The 20,202-nt window shown below is 73.1% G+C and carries 21 protein-coding genes; 10 read left to right on the top strand and 11 right to left on the bottom strand.

The window, feature by feature from the left end; all coding sequences use genetic code 11:
- Positions 1-5: 5 nt before the first annotated feature.
- The 3 genes from ACZ6R6_RS22175 to ACZ6R6_RS22165 form a co-directional block, all read right to left on the bottom strand.
- Positions 6-191: a LysR family transcriptional regulator gene (locus ACZ6R6_RS22175; RefSeq protein WP_470096058.1), complete on the bottom strand. Its 186-nt coding sequence runs from the start codon at positions 189-191 to the stop codon at positions 6-8.
- 99 nt (positions 192-290) lie between these two features.
- Positions 291-989: a winged helix-turn-helix transcriptional regulator gene (locus ACZ6R6_RS22170; RefSeq protein ID WP_470096056.1), complete on the bottom strand. Its 699-nt coding sequence runs from the start codon at positions 987-989 to the stop codon at positions 291-293.
- A 93-nt stretch (positions 990-1,082) separates the two neighbouring features.
- The gene (locus ACZ6R6_RS22165) at positions 1,083-1,577 is read right to left on the bottom strand and encodes an alpha/beta hydrolase family protein (RefSeq protein WP_470096054.1); all 495 of its coding nucleotides are present in this window, start codon (positions 1,575-1,577) and stop codon (positions 1,083-1,085) included.
- Between the two features lie 52 nt (positions 1,578-1,629).
- Between ACZ6R6_RS22165 and ACZ6R6_RS22160 the strand changes: the two genes are divergently transcribed.
- Positions 1,630-2,586 carry an ornithine cyclodeaminase family protein gene (locus tag ACZ6R6_RS22160; RefSeq protein ID WP_470096052.1) on the top strand — a complete coding sequence of 319 codons (957 nt, stop codon included), beginning with the start codon at positions 1,630-1,632 and terminating at the stop codon, positions 2,584-2,586.
- A gap of 116 nt (positions 2,587-2,702) precedes the next feature.
- The gene (locus tag ACZ6R6_RS22155; protein WP_470096050.1) at positions 2,703-4,076 is read left to right on the top strand and encodes an FAD-dependent oxidoreductase; all 1,374 of its coding nucleotides are present in this window, start codon (positions 2,703-2,705) and stop codon (positions 4,074-4,076) included.
- A 129-nt stretch (positions 4,077-4,205) separates the two neighbouring features.
- Here ACZ6R6_RS22155 and ACZ6R6_RS22150 read toward each other — a convergent pair whose 3' ends face one another.
- Both ACZ6R6_RS22150 and ACZ6R6_RS22145 read right to left on the bottom strand, forming a co-directional pair.
- Positions 4,206-5,732 (bottom strand): multicopper oxidase family protein, encoded by a 1,527-nt coding sequence (locus ACZ6R6_RS22150; RefSeq protein ID WP_470096048.1) that lies wholly within the window; start codon positions 5,730-5,732, stop codon positions 4,206-4,208.
- Entirely contained in the window at positions 5,729-6,127 is a 399-nt protein-coding gene (locus tag ACZ6R6_RS22145; RefSeq protein WP_470096046.1) for a hypothetical protein, read from the bottom strand. Before ACZ6R6_RS22145 ends, ACZ6R6_RS22150 begins: the two co-directional genes overlap by 4 nt.
- 176 nt (positions 6,128-6,303) lie before the next feature.
- On the opposite strand from ACZ6R6_RS22145, the gene ACZ6R6_RS22140 reads away from it, so the two are divergent.
- From ACZ6R6_RS22140 to ACZ6R6_RS22120, 5 genes are all read left to right on the top strand, one after another.
- Complete coding sequence (locus ACZ6R6_RS22140; protein WP_470096044.1) at positions 6,304-7,431, top strand: sensor histidine kinase; 1,128 nt, start codon at positions 6,304-6,306, stop codon at positions 7,429-7,431.
- Positions 7,428-8,090, top strand: coding sequence for a response regulator (locus ACZ6R6_RS22135; protein ID WP_470096042.1), 663 nt, complete (start codon positions 7,428-7,430; stop codon positions 8,088-8,090). The genes ACZ6R6_RS22140 and ACZ6R6_RS22135 overlap by 4 nt, the downstream gene beginning before the upstream one ends.
- Positions 8,091-8,367: 277 nt before the next feature.
- Positions 8,368-9,411: a hypothetical protein gene (locus ACZ6R6_RS22130; RefSeq protein ID WP_470096040.1), complete on the top strand. Its 1,044-nt coding sequence runs from the start codon at positions 8,368-8,370 to the stop codon at positions 9,409-9,411.
- Positions 9,412-9,435: 24 nt separating this feature from the next.
- Complete coding sequence (locus ACZ6R6_RS22125; protein ID WP_470096038.1) at positions 9,436-11,790, top strand: PEP/pyruvate-binding domain-containing protein; 2,355 nt, start codon at positions 9,436-9,438, stop codon at positions 11,788-11,790.
- Between the two features lie 64 nt (positions 11,791-11,854).
- Positions 11,855-12,448 (top strand): histidine phosphatase family protein, encoded by a 594-nt coding sequence (locus tag ACZ6R6_RS22120; RefSeq protein WP_470096036.1) that lies wholly within the window; start codon positions 11,855-11,857, stop codon positions 12,446-12,448.
- A 41-nt stretch (positions 12,449-12,489) separates the two neighbouring features.
- On the opposite strand, the gene ACZ6R6_RS22115 is transcribed toward ACZ6R6_RS22120, so the two are convergent.
- A complete protein-coding gene (locus tag ACZ6R6_RS22115; RefSeq protein ID WP_470096034.1) occupies positions 12,490-12,804 on the bottom strand; it encodes a WD40 repeat domain-containing protein in 315 nt (104 codons plus the stop codon).
- A 262-nt stretch (positions 12,805-13,066) separates the two neighbouring features.
- On the opposite strand from ACZ6R6_RS22115, the gene ACZ6R6_RS22110 reads away from it, so the two are divergent.
- Positions 13,067-13,588, top strand: a complete 522-nt coding sequence (locus ACZ6R6_RS22110) for an SRPBCC family protein (RefSeq protein WP_470096032.1) — start codon at positions 13,067-13,069, stop codon at positions 13,586-13,588.
- 130 nt (positions 13,589-13,718) lie between these two features.
- Here ACZ6R6_RS22110 and ACZ6R6_RS22105 read toward each other — a convergent pair whose 3' ends face one another.
- The 5 genes from ACZ6R6_RS22105 to ACZ6R6_RS22085 form a co-directional block, all read right to left on the bottom strand.
- A complete protein-coding gene (locus ACZ6R6_RS22105; RefSeq protein ID WP_470096030.1) occupies positions 13,719-14,177 on the bottom strand; it encodes a cupin domain-containing protein in 459 nt (152 codons plus the stop codon).
- A gap of 196 nt (positions 14,178-14,373) precedes the next feature.
- Positions 14,374-15,579: an ABC transporter permease gene (locus ACZ6R6_RS22100; protein WP_470096028.1), complete on the bottom strand. Its 1,206-nt coding sequence runs from the start codon at positions 15,577-15,579 to the stop codon at positions 14,374-14,376.
- A complete protein-coding gene (locus ACZ6R6_RS22095; protein WP_470096026.1) occupies positions 15,579-16,271 on the bottom strand; it encodes an ABC transporter ATP-binding protein in 693 nt (230 codons plus the stop codon). The genes ACZ6R6_RS22100 and ACZ6R6_RS22095 overlap by 1 nt, the downstream gene beginning before the upstream one ends.
- The gene (locus tag ACZ6R6_RS22090) at positions 16,268-17,419 is read right to left on the bottom strand and encodes an efflux RND transporter periplasmic adaptor subunit (protein ID WP_470096024.1); all 1,152 of its coding nucleotides are present in this window, start codon (positions 17,417-17,419) and stop codon (positions 16,268-16,270) included. The genes ACZ6R6_RS22095 and ACZ6R6_RS22090 overlap by 4 nt, the downstream gene beginning before the upstream one ends.
- Entirely contained in the window at positions 17,416-17,976 is a 561-nt protein-coding gene (locus ACZ6R6_RS22085; protein ID WP_470096022.1) for a hypothetical protein, read from the bottom strand. The genes ACZ6R6_RS22090 and ACZ6R6_RS22085 overlap by 4 nt, the downstream gene beginning before the upstream one ends.
- 212 nt (positions 17,977-18,188) lie before the next feature.
- Here ACZ6R6_RS22085 and ACZ6R6_RS22080 point away from each other — a divergent pair, with 212 nt between their 5' ends.
- Entirely contained in the window at positions 18,189-18,845 is a 657-nt protein-coding gene (locus ACZ6R6_RS22080; RefSeq protein ID WP_470096020.1) for a response regulator transcription factor, read from the top strand.
- A complete protein-coding gene (locus ACZ6R6_RS22075; protein ID WP_470096018.1) occupies positions 18,842-20,098 on the top strand; it encodes a sensor histidine kinase in 1,257 nt (418 codons plus the stop codon). The genes ACZ6R6_RS22080 and ACZ6R6_RS22075 overlap by 4 nt, the downstream gene beginning before the upstream one ends.
- Positions 20,099-20,202 lie beyond the last annotated feature (104 nt).

Raw genomic sequence — 20,202 nt, 5'->3', positions numbered from 1 at the left:
GGTGATCACCGGCGGCCCGGCGGCGCGGCGGACCGGCGGATGCGCTTGGACAGCGCCTGCTGGGTGAGGAACAGACGCGCGCTCGCCCGGCCGGAATGGAGCTCCTCGGCGGTGACGACGAACGCCCGCATGCCCTCGATGTCCACCTGCCCGGGCCGGGCGTGCTGTTCACCGGGGACACCGTGGCGCACGTCGAGGGGCAGGTGATGCCCGGAGTCTTCAACCTCGATCGCGCCCGGATGATGAGCTCCTTTCAGCTCAGCCTCCGGCACGGGCCGCCCGGGTCCGGATCAGCTCAGTTCGCGGGCGCGGGCGCGTCGACGGTGTGCCTTCTGGCGGCATGCCGTACCGCAGAACCGGGCGGGCCGGCCCGTGCGGGCGGAGTGGAGGGGAGCGCCGCACGTCTCGCACCGCCCCCCGCTCGCCCCGGTCCGGCTCCCGTCGCGGACCGTGACCACGGCCCGGCCTCCGTCGCGGACCGCGGCCGCCGTCCGGGTTCCGTCGCGTCCGCCGCCCCGGGTTACGTTACGGTCGGCCGCCGGTCTCCTGGGTTCCGTCACGGTCGGCGTGACGTCGGCACGGGCGTCGTAGTCGGCGCGGGCGGAGGCGATCTCGCTCTGGTGCTTCTCCGTCCACATGACGAGTGACTGGATGGTGTCGTGCAGGGTCACGCCCAGCGGCGTGAGCTCGTAGTCCACCCGGGGAGGCACGACGGGATGGACGGTGCGGCGCACCAGGCCATCGCGTTCGAGCTGGCGCAGGGTCACGGTGAGCATGCGCTGGCTGATGCCGTCGATCTTACGGCTCAGCTCGGTGAAGCGCAGGACCCGCCGGTCCAGCAGGGCGATCACCAGCAGCGACCACTTGTCCGCCACGCGGTCGAGGATCTGGCGGACCTCGCAGTCCTCCCTGGTGTCCCACTGTCGGGCGTCGTAGTCGTCCTCGACGTCGGAGCAGTGAGCCGGCGACTTCGGAGTGCTTTCTTCCATCGCCGTCCATGGTGTCGCATGGCGCCTTCACTTACAAGAAGGAACCGGGGAGCCGACCCGGCCGCCATGGTCCGCCCGTCCCCCGTCGGGGGATCAGCCGAACAGGTCCGCGATCAGTTCCATGTCGAGCGGCGCCGGAGTGAGGCGGTAGCCCTCCGGCGGCTCGACCCCCATGAGATGGCGGACCAGGTAGTCCCACCTGCGTCGGCTGACGTAGTGCTCGTACCCGAAGAAGGCGTGCTCGGCTCCCGGGATGATGAGCAGGTCGAAGTCCTTGTCGGCGGCGACGAGCCGGTCGGCCAGGCGCAGCGTGAGATGCGGGTGGACGTTGTCGTCGCTGCCGCCGTGGATCAGCAGGAGCTTGCCCTGGATCCTGTCGGCGACCTCGACGTTGGCCGAGCGGGCGTAGTCCTCCTCGGTGGCCGGGCCGTCGTAGGTCTCGGCCCACCAGGCGTGGTAGAAGCGGTTGTCGTGGTTTCCGGCCTCGGAGACGCCGACCTTGTAGACGTCGGGGTGGTCGGCCATGGCGCGGACGGTGGCGAATCCGCCGCCCGACAGGCCGAAGACGCCCACCCGGCCGAGTGCCAAGCCCGGCAGCTCGGAGTCCGGCGCGGTCCGGATGGGGTGTCATGATCGTCCTGTGACGCTACTTCTGTCCCGGTCCGATCTGGAACGCCTGCTGGATGTGGAGGACTGCCTCAGCGCCCTGGAGCAGGGGTTCGCCGCCGGGGCCCCGGCCGTCGGGCCTCAGCGGATCCGCACGGACCTCCCCGGGCCGGGCACGGCCACCGCGCTCATCCCGGGACTGGTCGAGGGCGTCCCCGCGTACACGGTCAAGGTCAACGCCAAGTTCCCGGACGCGCGGCCCGCACTGCGCGGTGTCGTCTGCCTGCACGATCTCGGGAGCGGCGAGCTGCTGGCCCTGATGGACTCGGCGACGGTGACGGCGTGGCGGACGGGTCTCGCGGCGGCGCTCGGCACGCACGCGCTCGCCCGCCCCGATGCCGCCACCGTCGCGGTCATCGGCGCCGGCGCCCAGGCCGATCTCGTCGTCCGGGGCCTGGCTGCGCTGCGGCCGCTCGACCGCCTGGCGGTCGCCGATCTCGACGCCCGGCGGGCCGCCGACTTCGCCGGGCGCCATGCCGCCGCCTTCCGGAGCGCCGGCTGCGAGGTCGTCCCCGACGCGGCCACGGCGGCGGGGAGCGCGGAGATCTCCGTGCTCGCCACCTGGTCACGTGAGCCCCTCCTCCGGGCCTCGGACGTGAGGCCGGGCGCCCATGTCACCTCCCTGGGCGCCGACGAACCCGGCAAGTCCGAGCTCGCCGCGTCCCTGCTACGGGCCGCCCGCGTCATCGTCGACGACGTGTCCCTGGCGGTCGCGATGGGCGCGCTGGGCAACGCGGGGCTCACCGCGGCCGACGCGGCGGGCACGCTGGCGCAGGTGTTGCGGGGTGAGGTGCCCGGCCGTCGCGGCGGCGACGAGGTCACCGTCTACGCGCCGGTCGGGCTGCCCTGGCAGGATCTGGCGCTCGCCTGGGTCGCCTACCGCCGCGCCCTGGACGGCGGCGCGGGCCTCGCGTTCGACTTTCTCGGCTGACCTCCCGCTCCGGCCGGGCACGGCGACCGTACGGCGGGCACGCACCGGTGCGGGCCGTGCGGATCGAGCACGCGTGAAGATGCCAGGGCCATACCCCGCCGACGTACGCTCTGCGCATGGCACAGGCCGACAGTGCGATCGTCATCGGCGCCAGCATCGGCGGACTGCTGGTCGCCCGCGCACTCAGCGAAACGTACGCCAAGGTCACCATCGTGGACCGCGACCTGCTGCCCGAGGACCCGGTCGGGCGGCGCGGCGTCCCGCAGGACCGGCAGCTGCACGTCCTGCTGGCGCGGGGCAGGGAGCTGTTCGAAGGGCTCTTCCCCGGGCTGTCGGACGAGCTGGCCTCGCTGGGGGCGCCGCTGATCGACCTCCAGCACCAGGTCCACTGGTACAACGACGGATACCGGATGCGCCGGGCGCCCTCCCCGCTGATGGCCTTCGGTGTCAGCAGGCCGCTCCTGGAACACGTGGTGCGGGCCCGCGTCACGGCGCTGCCCGGGGTGAGCGTCCTTCCCGCGTGCGAGGTGCTGGGAGTCACCGCGACCCCCGACTCCCGGCGGGTCACCGGCGTGCGGGTGCTGCCGCGCACCGGCGGTGCGGTGGAGTCGGCCATCGGCGCCGACCTGGTCGTCGACGCGGGCGGCCGGGCCTCCCGCACCCCGGTCTGGCTGGAGCGGCTGGGCTACGAGCGCGCCCCCGAGGAGCAGGTGCGCGTCGGCGTCACCTACGTGACCCGCAGCTACCGGCGGGAGCCGCACCATCTCGACGGACTGCTGGGGGCGCTCACCAACGCCGTCCCCGGGCTGCCGCGCGCGGGGATCGTGGCCGCCCAGGAGGACGGCCGGATCAGCGTCGCCCTGTCCGGCATGCTGGGCGAGGAGCCGCCCACCGGCGACGAGGACATGGCGGAGTACGCCGGCACGCTCGCCGCACCGCAGATCGCCGAGATCCTCCGGTCGGCGGTGCCGCTGGACGCGCCGGTGAAGATGCGCTTCCCCGCGAGCCTGCGGCGGCGCTACGAGCGGCTGCGGCGTTTCCCCGACGGCTATCTCGTGGTGGCCGACGCCCTGTGCAGCTTCAACCCCATCTACGGGCAGGGCATGACGGTCGCGGCGCTGGAGGCGCTGCTGCTGCGCCGCCTGATCGCGCAGGGGACCGACGGGCTGGCGCGGCGGTTCTTCCGCGGCGCGGCCAAGCTGATCGACACCCCCTGGTCGATCTCGGTGGGGACCGACCTGCGCTTCCCGGAGGTGGAGGGGCGGCGGACGGCGGCCGTCCGCCTCACCAACGCCTACGTCAACCGGCTGCACGCCGCGGCGACCACCGACCCCGTGCTCGGCGCCGCCTTCCTGCGCGTCCTCAACCTGATCGACCCGCCCGCCAGGCTCCTGTCCCCCGCCATCGTGCTCCGCGTCCTGCGCGGATCGCTGGGCCGTCCGGCGCCGGCCAGGGCGGACGCGACGCCGGTGGCCGACGTCCGGGCCTGACCCCGGTCTCCGGACCACGCCGGCGACGGGCGAGCGAGCCGGCCGGCGCGGCGCGCGGTCTCGGCCGAGGACGGCCCCGCCCACCGCATCGTCCCCTGGGAGCCCGCCGGCCCGTAGAACCCGGGCCGGTCAGATCACCTCGAAGTCGGCCATCATCGCCATGTCCTCGTGTTCGAGGTTGTGGCAGTGCAGCATGTAGCGGCCCCGGTATCCCTCGAAGCGGACCAGGACGTCGACGACCTCGTAGGGCCGGACGTCGACGGTGTCCTTCCAGCCCGCGTCCGTCGGGGCGGGCGGCCTGCCACCGCGTGACAGCACCTGGAAGCGGGCCAGGTGCACGTGTACGGGGTGGTGGAAGTCGCTGGTGAAACGCCAGACCTCGGTGGTGTTCAGCCGTGGTCTGGCCAGCGGGCTGCCCGGCCGGAACGGCCGCCCGTTGATCGTCCAGGCCGCTCCGCCGCCCTGCCCGGTCCTGCGGAAGTCGAAGGTCCGCGTGGCCACGGCTCCGGACCGGTCAGGGGGCTCGATCCGGGACAGCCGCCTGGGGACCGTGCTGTCGTCCTTCGCCTTCCGGGCGACGCGGAAGCGCATCACGTTCCGCGTCGGTCCGGTGCCCAGCGTGTTGACCAGCGTCACCTCGGCGCCGACGGGGTGGCCGGAGAAGTCCACGACCACGTCGAACCGTTCCGCCGGGGCGATGGTGATCGCGTCATGGGTCACCGGGGCGGCCAGCAGCCCGAGGTCGCTGCCGACCTGGACGAACCTGCCGCCGGGCGTCAGTTCGAGGCGGTAGCGGCGGGCGTTGGAGGCGTTGAGCAGCCGCAGCCGGTAGCGGGCGGCGTCCACCTCCAGAACCGGCCAGGGGGCTCCGTTGACCAGGATCACGTCGCCCTCCACGCCTTCCATGAAGTCCTCCTCCACCCCCGCCTTGACCAGCAGGCTCGGGTCCACCTCCGGATAGCGGAACGCGCCGTCCTCCTCGAAGGACCGGTCACAGATCATCAGCGGCAGGTCCCGCGCGCCCTTCGGCAGCGGCAGCGCGTCGTCCTCGTCGTCGCGGATCAGCAGGAAGCCGGCCAGGCCCCGCCAGACCTGCGGGGCGGTGAAGTCCATCCGGTGGTCGTGATACCAGAGCGTGGCCGCCCGCTGGTCCAGCGGGTAGAGGTAGTCCCTGGCCCCGGAGTGGAAGGTCCACAGCGACGGGTCGTGACCGGCGTGCGCGCCGGGCGGCGGCCGGAACCCCCTGCCCTTGGCCACCACCAGGTCGGTGGGGTAGCCGTCGGAGCCGGGCGGGGTGACCCCGCCGTGCAGATGCGTGGAGGTGGGCACGGGCAGCTCGTTGCGGACCCGGATGACGGTGGGGTCGGCGCGGCGCAGGTCGAAGGTGGGACCGGGGAAGGTGCCGTCGTAGCCCCAGACCTCCGTCGTCGTGCCCGGGATGATCTCCACCCGGGCCGCCCGCTGGACCACCTCGTAGTGGCCGGGCCTTACGGGAACGGCGGTCCTGGGGACCGGGAGCGGCACGGTGAACGGCGTGGGCGGCGCCAGCGCGCTGGTCAGCGTCTGGCCGGCGGTCTCGGCGGTCGACGTCCCGCAGCCGGCGACGGCGAGCCCGGTGCCGCCGAGCAGGCCGAGGAAGCCCCGTCGGGAGATCACGCCGTCCCCCGCCAGGTCCAGGCGGTCATCACCGCGGATGCGCCGAAGACGGCCACGCCGAGCGGGAAGTGCGCGGCGATGACACGCTCCTGTCCCAGCATGATCTGCAGCGTCTCGGCGGCCACGAGCGCCGCGCTCGCCCCGGCCGGCCACAGCGGGCCCCTTCCCGGCCGCCACAGCAGGATCGCGGACACGAGCTGCAGGTAGAGCATGGCGTGGGTGAACCCGCCGTTGCCGCGGTGCCAGGCGAGCATGTCCACGTCGCCGGTGACGAACAGCCCGGCCAGGGCCGCCTGCCCGAGCACACCGAGAAGGTGCAGGGTGGCGCCGGCGCGTAACGACCAGACGGTCCAGCCGGGGGCGCGGGTGCGACGGGCGGGGGATGAGACGCTCATGAACGCCATGCTGGCGTGCCCTGTCCGGAAGATCGTCCCCCCCTGGGCGGTGCTCCGCCGTACGTCCAGGGATGTACCGCGCGCCGGCGGGAGACGGATGTACGACCACGGATGTACGCACGACCTCATCCGCCCGCCCGTCGGCCCCGCCGGTCCGGTGTCCTACCGTTTCAGGGATGAGAAGCCGGAAGGTCGATGCGCTGATCACAGTGGCCGTGCTGACGTTGGGCGTCGCGGGCACCTACGGCAGGCTGTCCTCCTCGGGCATGCCCGAGCGCCCCCTGGACGCGCTCGGCCTGTCGTTGCTCGTGCTGCCGGCGGCCTCCCTCGCCTTCCGGCGTACCGCGCCGGTGTGGACCGGGGTGGTCGCGGTGGGGTGCGGCGTCGCCTACTACGGCATGCGATACCCGGGGATCTTCGCCGCCGCGCCCGCCCTGGTCGCGATCTACACGGCGGCGACCCTTGGGCGGCGGCGCCTGGCGATCGTGCTCGCCGCGGCGCTGGCCGTGGGTGTCGGCGTCCTCGTCGCGCTGGCCGACACCGACCCGGAGCCCGGCGGCCTCAGCCTGCTCAGCGGCTGGCTGGTGGCGGTGGTGGTGGTCGGCGAGATGGTCCGCAACCGCCGCGCCTACCTGCACGAGGTGGAGCAGCGGGCGGTCGAGGCCGAGCGCACCCGGGACGAGGCGGCGCTGCGCCGGGCGGGCGAGGAGCGGCTGTGGATCGCCCAGGAACTGCATGACACGCTCACCCACGCCATCTCGGTCATCAACGTCCAGGCCGCGGCGGCGACGCATCTGCTGGACCGCAGGCCGGAGCAGGCACGTGAGGCACTGGCCGCGATCAGGGATTCCGGCCACGAGGCCATGCGGGAGCTCCGCGCCACACTGGGCGTGCTCCGGCAGGTGGACACCGAGGACTCCGGGACGGGGCTGGCCCGGCTGCCCCGGCTGGTGGCCAGGGCGGAGGCGGTGGGCCTGCCGGTGAGGGTCACCGTGGTGGGCGAGGCCGGCACGCTCGCGCCGGACGTCGATCGGGCGGCCTACCGCATCGCGCAGGAGGCGTTCACCAACGTGCTGCGCCACGCCGGCCCCGCGTCGATCACGTTGACGACCGAATACCGTCCTGGAACGATCGTGCTCCGGGTGGCGGACGACGGGCGGTCGGACGCGACGGCCGCGGGGCAGGGGATGGGGATCATCGGCATGCGGGAGCGCGCGCTGGCTGTGGGCGGGACCCTGACGGCGGGACCGCGCCCGGAGGGCGGGTTCGAGGTCCGGGCCGAGCTGCCGCTGGTGAGCTCATGATCCGGGTGCTGCTGGCCGACGACCAGCCGTTGATCCGCGCGGGCTTCCGGGCCCTGCTCGACTACGAGGACGACATCGAGGTGATCGGCGAGGCCGGGAACGGCGGCGAGGCCGTCGAGCTCTGCAGGGAGCTGCGGCCGGACGTGGCGCTGCTGGACGTCAGGATGCCCCTGCTCGACGGGATCCAGGCCACCCGGATGATCGGCTCGGACCCCGAGCTGAACGCGGTGCGCGTGGTGATCCTGACCAACTACGCCCTTGACGAGTACGTCTTCGCCGCGCTCCGGGCCGGGGCCGGTGGCTTCCTGGTCAAGGACATCGAGCCTGTCGAACTGCTGCAGGCGGTGCGCGTGGCGGCCCGCGGCGACGCGCTGCTGTCGCCCTCGGTCACCCGGCGGCTGATCGAGGAGTACGTCTCCGCGCCGCCCAGGCCGGTGGCCGGCCCCGGCCTGGAACGGCTGACCGGGCGGGAGCGCGAGGTGCTGGCTCTGGTGGCGGCCGGCATGTCCAACGAGGAGATCGCCGGGCATCTGGTCATCAGCCACGCCACCGCCAAGACCCACGTCAGCCGTACGATGACCAAGCTCGGCGCCCGCGACCGGGCTCAGCTCGTCGTCTTCGCCTACGAGTCGGGGCTGGTCACTCCGGGAGGCCGCTGAGCCCGGATCCCGCCGGAGCGCTCCCGCGTCCCCCGTGGGGCCGGGGCATCGGGAAGGGCAATGTGGCCCGCGCCGCCAGGGCGGGGAAGAAACCCCGCGGTTAAACTCGCGGAAACTCACGGAAAACCCGCGGAGGACGGCGACGTCTCCCGATGAAGACGGTCTCCGTCACCGCCGGGATTCCGACTCCGTCCCGCTGGCCGGCGGACGCCTTGCCGGTGCGCGCTGACCGTCCGAGGGAGCCGTGCACAGGATACTCACCCCTTCACAGTGCGACATGAGCGATTACGTGGAGGCGTGCGGCGCTTTCGTCGCCGAAGGCGCGCGGCATTTCCTCGTCATAGGTGAGAGGGCGCCGGCCGACGCGCTGCGGGCCGCGCTCCGTTCCGGGCACCCGCCCGGCCGTGTCGTGGTCCACCACGCCGCTCCGGGCGCCGGATCCGGCCCGGCCGCCGACGTGGTGGTCGGGCTGGCGGGCTGCGACCGCGGGCGCCTGCAGCGGGCGGTCGGGCGGAATCCACGGGCGCACGTCCTGCACGCCGCCCGGCGTGAGCCCTTCCTCGGCGTGGTCGCCCTGCACAAGAGCGGGACGAACCTGGTCGCCGAACTCGTGCGCGCCATGGGCTACGACGTCTCAGGAGAGGGCACGGGGCCCGCGCCCTACGAGGACGGGCTCTGGGAGAAGCACGAGGAGGACCATCTCGCGACCCTGGGACCGGGCTCGGCGTATGTCGTCCATTCCCTCCCCATGCCCGCGGTGGGCGGCCCGGCGCAATATCCGCGCCCCCTCTTCTACGCGTGGTGCGAGAGAGAGTTCCCCGTCGTGTTCCACTATCGGGACCCGCGGGCCGTCGTGCTCTCCCTGATCCGATATCTCCTGAGGCAGGGGGCCGGGAAGAGTTTCACCCGCCTGCCGTTCCACATGATGAACGCCAGGATATTCGAGCGCCTCCCCACGCCCGAGCGGCGGCTGTCGCACGCGATCCGGAATCTGGGCCCGTATCTGGAGTGGTCGTTCACCGACAACGCGTGGCTGCTCGACCACCCCGACGTCTTCACCACCTCCTACGAGGAGCTCGTGGGCGGCAGGGGCGGCGGTGACGACGGTCTCCGCGAGAACGCCGTCGCCCGGCTGATGGTCCTTCTCGGGGTCTGCGGCGATCCGTCCGCGATAGGGGAGCGGGCCTACAACCCGTCGGCGAGGACGTTCGTCCTGGGCCAGGCCCACCGGTGGAGGGACGAGTTCCCGCAGGAGCTCCTCGGCGAGTTCCAGGAGAGATACTCCACCATTCTCGACCGGTACGGATACGCGGGCCGGTGAGCGGAGGCGAGGGAGGGACCGACCGTGGAGCTCGGATCGAAGGCGGAGACGCTCGAATGTCTGGCCTCGGCGCTGCGGACGGCCCGGGTGCTGCCGCAGGTCCGCTTCACCGTGGCCGAATGGGAGAGGTCCCCCCACGGCGTGCTCGACCGCATCTTCGAGACCCCCTGGTCGGCCGCTCCCGTGATCGTCCGGAGCAGCTCGCTCGCGGAGGACCGCGAGGACGTCTCCCACGCCGGCGAGTTCCTGTCCGAGCTGGACGTCCTCGGCAGGAGCGCCGTACACCGGTCGATCATGCGGGTGGCCTGCTCCTACGGCGGCGGCAGCCCGGACGACCAGATCTTCGTCCAGCCCATGCTGCGGGATGTGGCGCTCAGCGGTGTGGCCTTCACCGCCGACCCCACCACGGGCAGCCCGTATTTCGTGATCAACTACGACGACGCCTCGGGGACCACCGACTCGATCACAGCGGGGCGTTCCTGCGAGCCGAAGATCTATCTCCGGCACCGGGAGGCGTCCTCGGCCGCCGCCGCGCCGGAGCTCGAAGGATTGTTCGAGGCACTGGGTGACCTGGAGGGCGTCCTCGGCCCCGACGTCCCGCTGGACGTCGAATTCGCGGTGGACACCGGGGGGCAGGTGTTCGTCCTGCAGGTGCGCAGGCTGGTCTGCGACGTCCTGCCCCCGCCCCGGCGGGCCCGGCTGGCCCGGGAGATCACCGAGGTGGAGTCGGCGATCCGCCGGCTGAGCGGGCCGCACCCCTACCTGTACGGTGACCGCACCCTGCTGGGCGTGATGCCGGACTGGAACCCGGCGGAGGTCGTCGGCGTACGGCCCCGCCCGCTGGCGCTGTCGCTGTACCGGCGGCTGCTGACCGACTCGGTCTGGAGCGCCAGCCGGGACCTCTACGGATACCGCGACCTGTCGGGGTTCCCGCTCCTGATCAGCCTGGCCGGCCAGCCCTACGTCGACGTGCGGGTGAGCCTCAACTCCTTCCTGCCCAAGGACGTCGAGGGGGAGCTGGCCGAACGCCTGGTCAACCACTACCTGCGGCGGCTCGAGACCGAACCCGAGAACCACGACAAGATCGAGTTCGAGATCCTGCTGAGCTGCTACTCGCTGGACCTGCCGGACAGGCTCATGCGGCTGCGGGAGGAGGGATTCAGCGCGCAGGAGTGCGGAAAGCTCCTGTCCAGCCTGAGGACGTTGACCAACCGCGCCATCGGACCGGACGGCCCCTGGGCCAGGGACCTCGCGCGCCTGTCCGAGCTGGGCCGGCGCTTCCACACCGTGACCGGCTCCGGGCTCTCCGACATCGGCAAGATGCACTGGCTCATGGAAGACTGCAGGCGCTACGGGACGCTCCCGTTCGCCGGGCTGGCGAGGGTGGGATTCATCGCCGTGGAGCTGATGAGGTCACTGCGGACGCTCGACCCGCCGCTGCTCGACGATGCGGAGTTCGAGGCGTTCATGCGGGGGGCGGCCAGCGTGACCTCGGAGCTGAACGCCGATCTCGCGACACTCGACCGGCGGGACTTCCTGCTGCGCCACGGGCATCTCCGCCCCGGAACCTACGACATCCTCTCCCCCCGTTACGACGAGGCGCCGGACCACTATTTCGACTGGGACGCCGAGTGGGGCCGGCCCCACCGCCCTCCCCCCGACCCGGTGCTCTCCGGTGCCCGGGCCGACCGCCTCGACCTGCTCCTGCGGCAGCACGGGATCCGGCTGGGGGCCTACGAGCTGCTGGATTTCGTGCGCGCCGCCATCGACGGCCGCGAGAGGGCGAAATACCTGTTCACCCGGAACCTGAGCGAGATGCTCCGCATCTTCGGCGGCTTCGCCCGGAAGTACGGGTACACGCTGGAAGACTGCTCCTACGTCGACGCGGCCGTGATCGGTGATCTCTACGCGTCGAGCGGGGACCCCGGCCGTGTCATCGGGAGCGCCGTCGCGCGCGGGCGCGGATCATACGAGTCGACGCGCGCGATGACACTGCCCTCCCTGATCAGACACCCCTCCGACGTGTGGGCCTTCGGCCGGGAACGGGCCGAACCGAATTTCGTGACACAGAAGAGGGCCTCGGGCCGGGTGGTCACACCGGATGACGATCCGCGGGACTTCAGGGGCGGAATATTGCTGATCACCGCGGCCGACCCCGGCTACGACTACATCTTCTCCCATGGGATCCAGGCTTTCGTCACGATGTACGGAGGGGCGAACTCCCACATGGCCATCCGCGCGGGGGAGCTGGGTGTGCCCGCGGTGATCGGCGCGGGAGAGGTGCTTTTCCGGAAATGGTCGCGCGCGACCGGACTGGAGATCGACTGCGCCGCCCGGCAGGTGCGGTGCACGGGGCTGCGGAACAGGTCAGGGCTCTGAGGCCGGCCGCGGACCGGCTCCGGGAGCGCCATGCTCGTAGGCATCGGGAATCGAGGGGATCGCCGTGGTCCACGCCGTCACCATCGCCACTCTGGGACATCTGCCCTCCCGGGACAACCGGCTCGGTCTCCGGTCGCGTGACCAGGAGGTCCTCCCGGAGGCGCTGCGCCGCTTCAGGGACGGGCTCGGCCCGGCCCTGCAGATCCTCAGATCCCTGGCTCCCGTATACCGCGCGGTCTACTGCCCCACCACGCTCAGGCACCTGACCAGCGCCCGAGTGGTCTGCGACCTCTTCGGGATCCCCGCCCCGGTCCCGGACCCCCGGACCAACAACGTCGACTACGGAATCCACAAGGGCAGGCCCCTGGAGGAGACGCCCCGCAGATCCGCCGCCGTCGACGGCCCCTACGAGGGGGGCACGTCCTGGACGCACGTGGCGGGACAGTGGCGCTCCTTCTTCGAGGACCGGCTCAGGAGGCACGACGGGCAGGCCGTGCTCCTGGCCGGCCAGTCGGGGGCGTGCCCTGTGATGATGGCCCACATCTGCGACGACGTGCCGCTGGCCGCCGCCCTGAGCGACCCCCGGCTCGACATCCCGCTCCTGGACGCCCGCGGTCCGGCGCCCTCCGTCTCGGTGTGGACCTACCGGTGGCGCTGACTCCCCGCCGCCGGGGCTCGATCAGCGGCAGACCCGTCGGTTCAGGGGCAGACCCGCCGGTAGGGGAGGTCCCCCGCGTACCGCCGCCACTCCTCGGCGCTGATGGGACGGCCCGCCGCCGCGCAGGTCCGGGCCAGGACGTCGCTCACCTCGGAGACGTTCCAGACGCGCGCCGTCCCGTCGGCTCCGGCGGTGGCCAGCAACTGCCCGTTGGGGCCGAAGGCGATCGCCGTCACGGAGCCGCCGTGACCGTTCATCGGCCTGCCGATCTGCCGGTGCGTCTCGACGTCCCACAGTCTCACCGACCGGTCCTGCCCACCGGTCGCGACGGTCTTCCCGTCCGGCCCGCCCGTCATCGGCACGGATAGGACGCCCGGGAACGAGAACCGGTTGGCCGGTGAACTCCGGATCGTTCCCGGTACGGCCCGCGAGCCGTGCCGTACCGCGGGCCGTGGCGGGAGAAGGGCCGCGCCTTCTCCCGCCGGGCGGCGCCGGAGGGTCCCAGCTGAGCAATCTCGGAGAAAAAGGCTCTGTCCACGGACGGATTGATCGTTCATCGTAGGAGTCGGTCGGCGACGGCGGGCACCGTGTGGGTGCCGTGAGCGTGCGGAGGCAGGCATGGAGGACTCAGGCATGGAGGACCACGGCGTGACCGGAGCGCGGGTGGACCTGGAGACCACCGTCGACATGCCGCCCGAGCGGCTGTGGGAGCTCATCACGGCCGTGCACCGCATCGGCGAGTGGAGCCCGGAGTGCGAGGAGGGTTCCTGGCTCGGCGACGACACCCCGGAGCCGCGGGAGGGAGTGCGCTTCCAGGGCCGCAACCGCCGGGAGGGGAGGGTCTGGACGGTAACCGGCGTGGTCACCGAGGTGGAGCGCCCGCGCACGTTCGCGTGGGTGATGCTCGACCGCGACGGCGACCCGGAGCGCCCGTCGTCGAGGTGGCGCTACGAGCTGGAGCCGGGAGACTCCCCGGAGCGGACCCTGGTCCGTCACAGCTTCGTCCACGGCCCCGGCCAGAGCGGCCTGCGCGAGATGATCCAGAGCAACCCCGAGATCGCCGAGCTCATTCTCGACGTGCGCCTGGGCGAGCTGCGCAAGCACATGGCCGAGACCCTCGGCGCGATGACGCGTCAGTGATCACGGCGCCGGCCTGACCGGTGCGGGCCCGGACGCGGACGGCCGTCGGCCCGTCCTTCACCGCCGGCGCGGCGCCGGCGGGGAAGGACGGGCCGGGCGCCGCGCCCTGGTCCCGCCGGCCCCGCCGGCGTCAGGCGCCGCCGGCGAACTCGCGGAAGTCGATGATGTACGGCGGCGGCAGCGGGTCGTCCTCGGTGCCCGGCGCCGGGCTCCGCTCCAGCAGCCGGGTGCCGACCACGCGCCCGGCGAACACCGCGTGCAGCCTGACCCTGCTGCCCGACCGGTTACGGAACCCGTGGGGCACGCCCGGGGGCACCAGGATCACCGCCCCGGGCCCCACCGGCACCCATTCACCGTCGTAGAACGCCTCCGCCTCGCCCTCGTCGATGATGAGAACCTCCTCGTTGGTGTGCACATGCACCGGGATCACCTCCTCCGCCGCGAGATGCTCGAAGTTCAGCACCAGGTCCTTGACGTATCTGCCGTCGGCGCGGACCGGGTCGAGCACCAGGGCGTGGCGGGAGCCCGGCTTGTGGTTGTGCGGATCCTCGGGGAACGGGACGTAGTCGAGACGATCGATGACGGTCATGCGTAGAGCATGGCCTCTGACGCTCCGCGCAGGTAGAAGGCACTTTTCCGGAACCGCGTGACCGCGGGGTAACCACCGCCGTGACCGGTGACGGCGTCGAGGGCCTGCTGCGGCTGCCGACGCCGCAGCCCCCGGGGCCACCCGGCACCATCCGGTCGGGGCCGCCCGGCTCCGCGGACGGCCCCGACCGGCGGGTCTACGTCGTGGCGAGCGCCTCGGTGGGGGCGAGACGGGAGGCGCGGATCGCCGGATAGAGGCCGGCCAGGGTGCCGATGGCCAGGGTGGCGGCGAGGCCGCCGAGCACCGCCCAGGGCGGGACGACCGTCGGCCAGCTCCGATAGACGGCGTAGCCGGAGGTGACCACGGTGCCCAGCAGCGCGCCGCCGACCCCGCCGAGAGCGGACAGCAGAAGGGACTCGGCGAGGAACTGGGTGCGGATCTGGCCCCGGGTCGCGCCCAGCGAGCGGCGCAGGCCGATCTCCGCCCGCCGTTCCAGCACCGAGATGACCATGGTGTTGGCCACCCCGACGCCGCCGACGAGCAGGGCCACCGCGCCCAGGCCGAGCAGCAGCCCGGTGAACGCCTCGTCGGTGGCCTGCTTGGCGGCGAGCGCGTCCGAGGGACGGGAGACCTGGACCTCGTTGGGCGCCTCCGGGTTGGCGGTGGCGCCGAGCACCGAGCGGACCGACTCCACCTGGGATTCCTCGGAGCGGGTGTAGACGGTGGTCGGATGCCCGTCGAAGCCGAGTACGGACTCGGCCGCCGGCCAGCCCACCAGCGCCGCGGTGTCCAACTCGGGGGCGAGCTGGGCCGGGGCGAGGACGCCGACCACGGTGAACCACTCTCCGCCGATCAGCACCTGCGTGTCGGGCCTGGCCCGGCCGATCCCGAGCCGTTCCGCGGCGGTCGCGCCGAGCACCGTCGCCGGGTAGGCGGCCGTGGCGGGGTTGAGCCAGGTGCCGCTCCTGATCTGCGCGCCGACGGCGGCGCTCAGGTCGACGCGGGCGGCGTAGACCGCGATCCCCTTGGTCTCCGTCGTGGGGACCCTGTCCGTGCGATAGACCTTCGCGTCGTCGATGCGGCCGATGGCCGAGACCGACTCCACCGGCCCGATCCGGCCCACCATCGCCTCTGCCTCGACGGGCAGCTGGGCCTGCTCGCCGGACATGGTCGTACCGGGCGTGACGGTGAGCAGGTTGGTGCCGAGCGACGCGAGGGCACGGTCGAGGTCGGCGCGGGAGGAGGCGGAGATGCCGACGACGGCGACCATCGCGGCGATGCCGATGGCGATGCCCAGCGCGGAGAGGAAGGCCCGCATCGGGCGGGTGCGCAGGCCCACCGCGCCGACCTTGACCACGTCGCGCGGCCGCATCCGGGCCGGCTGCAGCACGTCGGCGGCCATCAGCCCACCCCTGACACGGCGGCGTCGCGCCGCACGGAGTCGGCCACCACCCGGCCGTCGCGCATCCGCACCTGGCGGGGCAGGGACGCGGCGATCTCCCGGTCGTGCGTGATGATCACGACGGTGGTGCCGGCGGCGTTCAGCTCCCGCAGGAGCCGCATCACCCCGGCCCCGGAGGCGGAGTCGAGAGCGCCGGTCGGCTCGTCGGCGAGCAGCAGCGGAGGGTCGCCGGCCACGGCCCGCGCGACGGCGACGCGCTGGCGTTCGCCGCCGGACAGCTCGTGCGGCTCGTGGTCCATGCGGTGACCGAGGCCGACCCGCTCCAGCGCCGCCGCGGCGCGACGGCGCCGCTCACCGGCCCGCAGCCCGGAGTACAGGAGCCCGTCGGCCACGTTGTCCAGCGCCGCGGTGCCCGCGGCCAGGTGGAACTGCTGGAAGACGAAGCCGATGCGGCCGGCCCGCAGCGCGGACAGCTTGGCGTCGGAGAGCCGGCCCACGTCGTGTCCGCCGATGCGCACGGTGCCCGAGGTGGGCCGGTCGAGGGTGCCGAGCACGTTCAGCATGGTCGACTTGCCGGAGCCGGACGGCCCCACGATGGCGACCAGCTCGCCGCCGCCGATGTGCAGCGAGACACCGGCGAGCGCGGTGACACCGCCGGGATAGACCTTCGTCACGTCCGTCAGGGAGATCATTTCGGCATCCCCACAGCCGTGCCCTCGGTGATCCCGTCCCCGGATATCTCCACCCGGCCACCGCTGAAGAGGCCGGTCCGGACGGGGACGTACGTCGACGTGGAGCCCTTGACGACCTCCACCCCGAAGCCGCCCTCCTGCAGCGCCAGCAGCGCGGCGACCGGGACGGTGAGCACGTTCTTCCGCGTGCCGGCGGTGAAGGAGACGTCCACCGAGGCCAGCGCGTAGGCGCCGACGGCCTTGCGGGCGTTCCGGCCGGTGAGCCCGACGACCACCTCGACCTTGGTCTGCGCGTCTCCGCCCTGGCCGTCACCCGGCTCGATCACCGTGGTGACCTCGTCGACGCGGCCCCTGACCGTCGTGTCGTCGGGGAGCGTGACGGTGACCTTGGCTCCCTTCTTGGCCAGCCGCTGGTCGGCGGTGTCGAGCTCCACGGTGACGGCCCTGGTGGTGCCGGTGTAGGCCAGCACCTTGCCACCGGGTGCCGTCAGGTCGCCCTCCCCGGTCTGGAGGCTCTCCACGCGGACGGCGTGGGGGGCGAAGACCACCCGCCCGAGCTCGACGGTGCCCGTCTCCTCCAGCCCCCGGTCCTCCTGCCACCGCATGACCGCCTCCGCCGTGGCGTAGGTGTACTCCTCGTCCACCGTGAACCCGCGGTAGCCGAGCGCCTTCAGGTTCCTCTCCAGCTGTTTGACGTCCGGCCCCTCGACGCCCTGCGACAGCGCGCGGTAGGCGGGCAGCGCGCCGTACATCAGCGTCACCGGCCTGTCGTCCACCTCGTACAGCGCCCTGCCGCGGGTGATCCGGTCCCCGGTGTCGGGCAGGCGGGTGAGCGTGCCGGACAGCCGGCTGGTCGCGGTGGTGGCCGGGCCGTAGCCGAGCTCCCCGTCGGCGCTCTGGGTGTCGACGAGCGTCTGCCGGGTCACCCCGGCGGTCTTCGGCGGCAGCCCGCTCTCCACTGTGCCGCCCGCCGGGCTGCCACCGCCGAGACCCAGCGTGGCCGTGACCGCCGCGCCCGCCGCGGCCACCGCGACGGCCGCGACGGCGATCCGCCTGCCACGGCGCCCGCGCCGGCGCGGGCGCGCCTCCCCCGCGGCCGCCCGGCCCGGCCGGTCCTCCGGGTTCTCCACGGCGGCTTCACCCGTCACTGGTCCGCTCCGCCGCCCGGACCACCCGTGCCGCCCGGGCCGCCGCTGAAGATGCTCTCGCACTGCTTCTGGGCCTGAGGGAAGTCCGGGTCCTCACCGATCTCTCTGTCGATCCTGATCCCACGCTGGCCCGCCGGCGGGTCGGCGAACTTCTCCACGCCGTTCTCGCGCATGCACGCGGCGAACTTGCGGCCTCTCTCCTCCATCTCGGGGTCGGCCTGCGCGGAGCCGTCCGCCTGCGGGCTGTACTGCCGGCAGGCCTCCATAGCCTTGTCCATGGTCGCCTTGTCGACGTCCTTGCCCACCTTGAGCATGATGCCCTTGCCCGGCACCGGGTCCTCCATGTCGATGCCGTTCTCGCGCATGCACTGCGCGAACTTCACCCCCATCTCGTCCCGGTTCAGGTCCGTGGCGGCGGCGGCGCCGCTGTCGCCTTTCTTCGCGCCGCCGGCCGAGGCCACCTTGCCGCCGCCGTCGTCGGCCGAGCCGCATCCGGTCAGGGGCAGGGTCAGCGCCAGCAGCAGGGCCGCCAGCGTGTTGCGGGTCCGTGGTCGCATCGCGTCGTCTCCTCCGTCCGTGGCCGGACCGCTTCCGGCCCGACGGGAGGTGATACAACGCGGCGCCGTGTTTCCCCGGCGTTTCCGCCCCCACCGGAAACGATCACTAACGGCGAGGAAACACCCCGATCGGCGACCATTGCCCGGGGGACCGCCCCGCACCGATCCGCGGGGCGGCCCCGCCCATGGAGCCATGGAGAGGGGGACGGCAGATGCGGGTGCTGGTGGTGGAGGACGAGCCGCTGCTCGCCAGGGCGATCGCGGAGTGGCTGCGGGAGGAGGTCCACGCGGTCGACGTGGCGTACGACGGCGCGGCGGCGCTGGAGCGGGCGGGCGTCAACGACTACGACGTGGTCGTCCTCGACCGGGACCTGCCCGCCGTACACGGCGACGAGGTCTGCCGCGAGCTGGTCGAGGCCGGGTCGGCGGCACGGGTGCTGATGCTCACCGCCGCCGCCGAGGTCACCGACCGCGTGAGCGGCCTGTCGCTCGGCGCCGACGACTACCTCACCAAGCCCTTCGCCTTCCCCGAGCTGGCCGCCCGCGTCCAGGCGCTGGGGCGGCGCTCGCGCCCGGCCGCGCCGCCGGTGCTGCGCCGCGCGGGCATCACCCTGGACCCGGCACGCCGCGAGGTGTTCCGCGACAGCCGCTACGTGCCGCTGTCGAAGAAGGAGTTCGCCGTCCTCGCCGAGCTGCTGCGCGCCGACGGGGCCGTGGTCCCCACCGAGCACCTGCTGGAGAAGGCGTGGGACGAGCACGCCGACCCGTTCACCGGAGCCGTCCGGCTCGCCGTCCTCAAGCTGCGCCGCAAGCTCGGCGCCCCGCCGGTCGTCGAGACCGTCACGGGAGTGGGATACCGGATCCCGTGAACGTGCCGAGGCTGCTGCCGCACCGCATCACCCTGCGGGCCCGGCTGACCCTGCTCTACGGCGGCCTGTTCATCGTCGCCGGGCTGGTGCTGCTCGGCACCACGTACGCGCTGTTCAACCAGCAGCTCACCCGCTCCGGGTTGAAGCTCATCACCCGTGAGGCGCCTGTCGGCATCTCCCCTCCGGCCAGCGCGCCGCCGAGGGACCAGACGTACGCCCTCCGCGACGACGGCAACATGCTCACCGGGGCCGACGCCGAGAGCTGGATGCGGAAGCAGCAGGACACCCTGCACGAGGCCGCGACCACCTCGCTGCTCACCCTGAGCGGGATCGTCTTCGTCATCGTCGGCGGCGCCGCGACCGGCTTCGGCTGGCTGGTCGCCGGCCGGGTGCTGGCCCCGCTGCACCGGGTCACCGACACCGCCCGGCGGATCGCCGCGGCCCCGGCTGCCGGCCGGGGACTGCACGAGCGCATCGCGCTGCGCGGCCCGGACGACGAGGTCAAGGACCTCGCCGACACCTTCGACATCATGGTCGAGCGGCTCGACGGGTCCTTCGACGGGCAGCGCCGCTTCGTCGCCAACGCCTCCCACGAGCTGCGCACCCCGCTGACCGTGGGCCGTGCGTTGGTCGAGCTGGCCATGCACCGCCGGTCGGCCTCCGAGGACGTCAAACAGCTGGGCGAGAGCCTGCTGGAGATCAACTCCCGGCACGAGCGGCTGATCGCCGGGCTGCTGCTGCTGGCCGGGTCGGAGAACGAGATCACCGAGCGGCTCCCGGTCGACCTGGCCGACGTGGTCGGTCATGTGGTCGCGCAGAGCGCCCCGGAGGCGGAGCGGGCCGGGGTCACCGTGCACGAGCAGGCGGGCGAGGCGCTCACCGCCGGTGACGCGCTCCTGCTGGAGCGGCTGGTGCACAACCTGGTGGAGAACGGCGTCCGGCACAACACCGGCGGCGGCTGGGTGCGCGTCGCCAGCCGCGCCCGGGACGACGGCCGGGTCGAGGTGGAGGTGGGCAACACCGGACCGGTGGTGCCGCCGTACGAGATCCCGGCGCTCTTCGAGCCGTTCCGCCGGCTGGGCGCCGACCGCCTGGTCACCGCCAAGGGCGCCGGACTCGGCCTGTCCATCGCGCGCTCCGTCGCCCAGGCCCACGGCGGCGAGGTCACCGCCCGCCCGCGCGACGGCGGTGGCCTGACGGTGACCGTCACCCTGCCCGCCTGCCCCGACGAGGACCCGGCGGAGTGGACGTGATCCCCGTGGGGGCCGCAGCCCGCCCGCCGGCCAGGCCGCCGGCCCGGCGGTCCCGGTCGCCTGAACCCGCGGTCCCGTGTCCGTCCTCCGCCGAGGACGCCCCC

The sequence above is a fragment of the Streptosporangium sp. NPDC048886 genome, from assembly GCF_055586905.1.
This window is presented reverse-complemented; position numbering and strand designations above follow the sequence as displayed.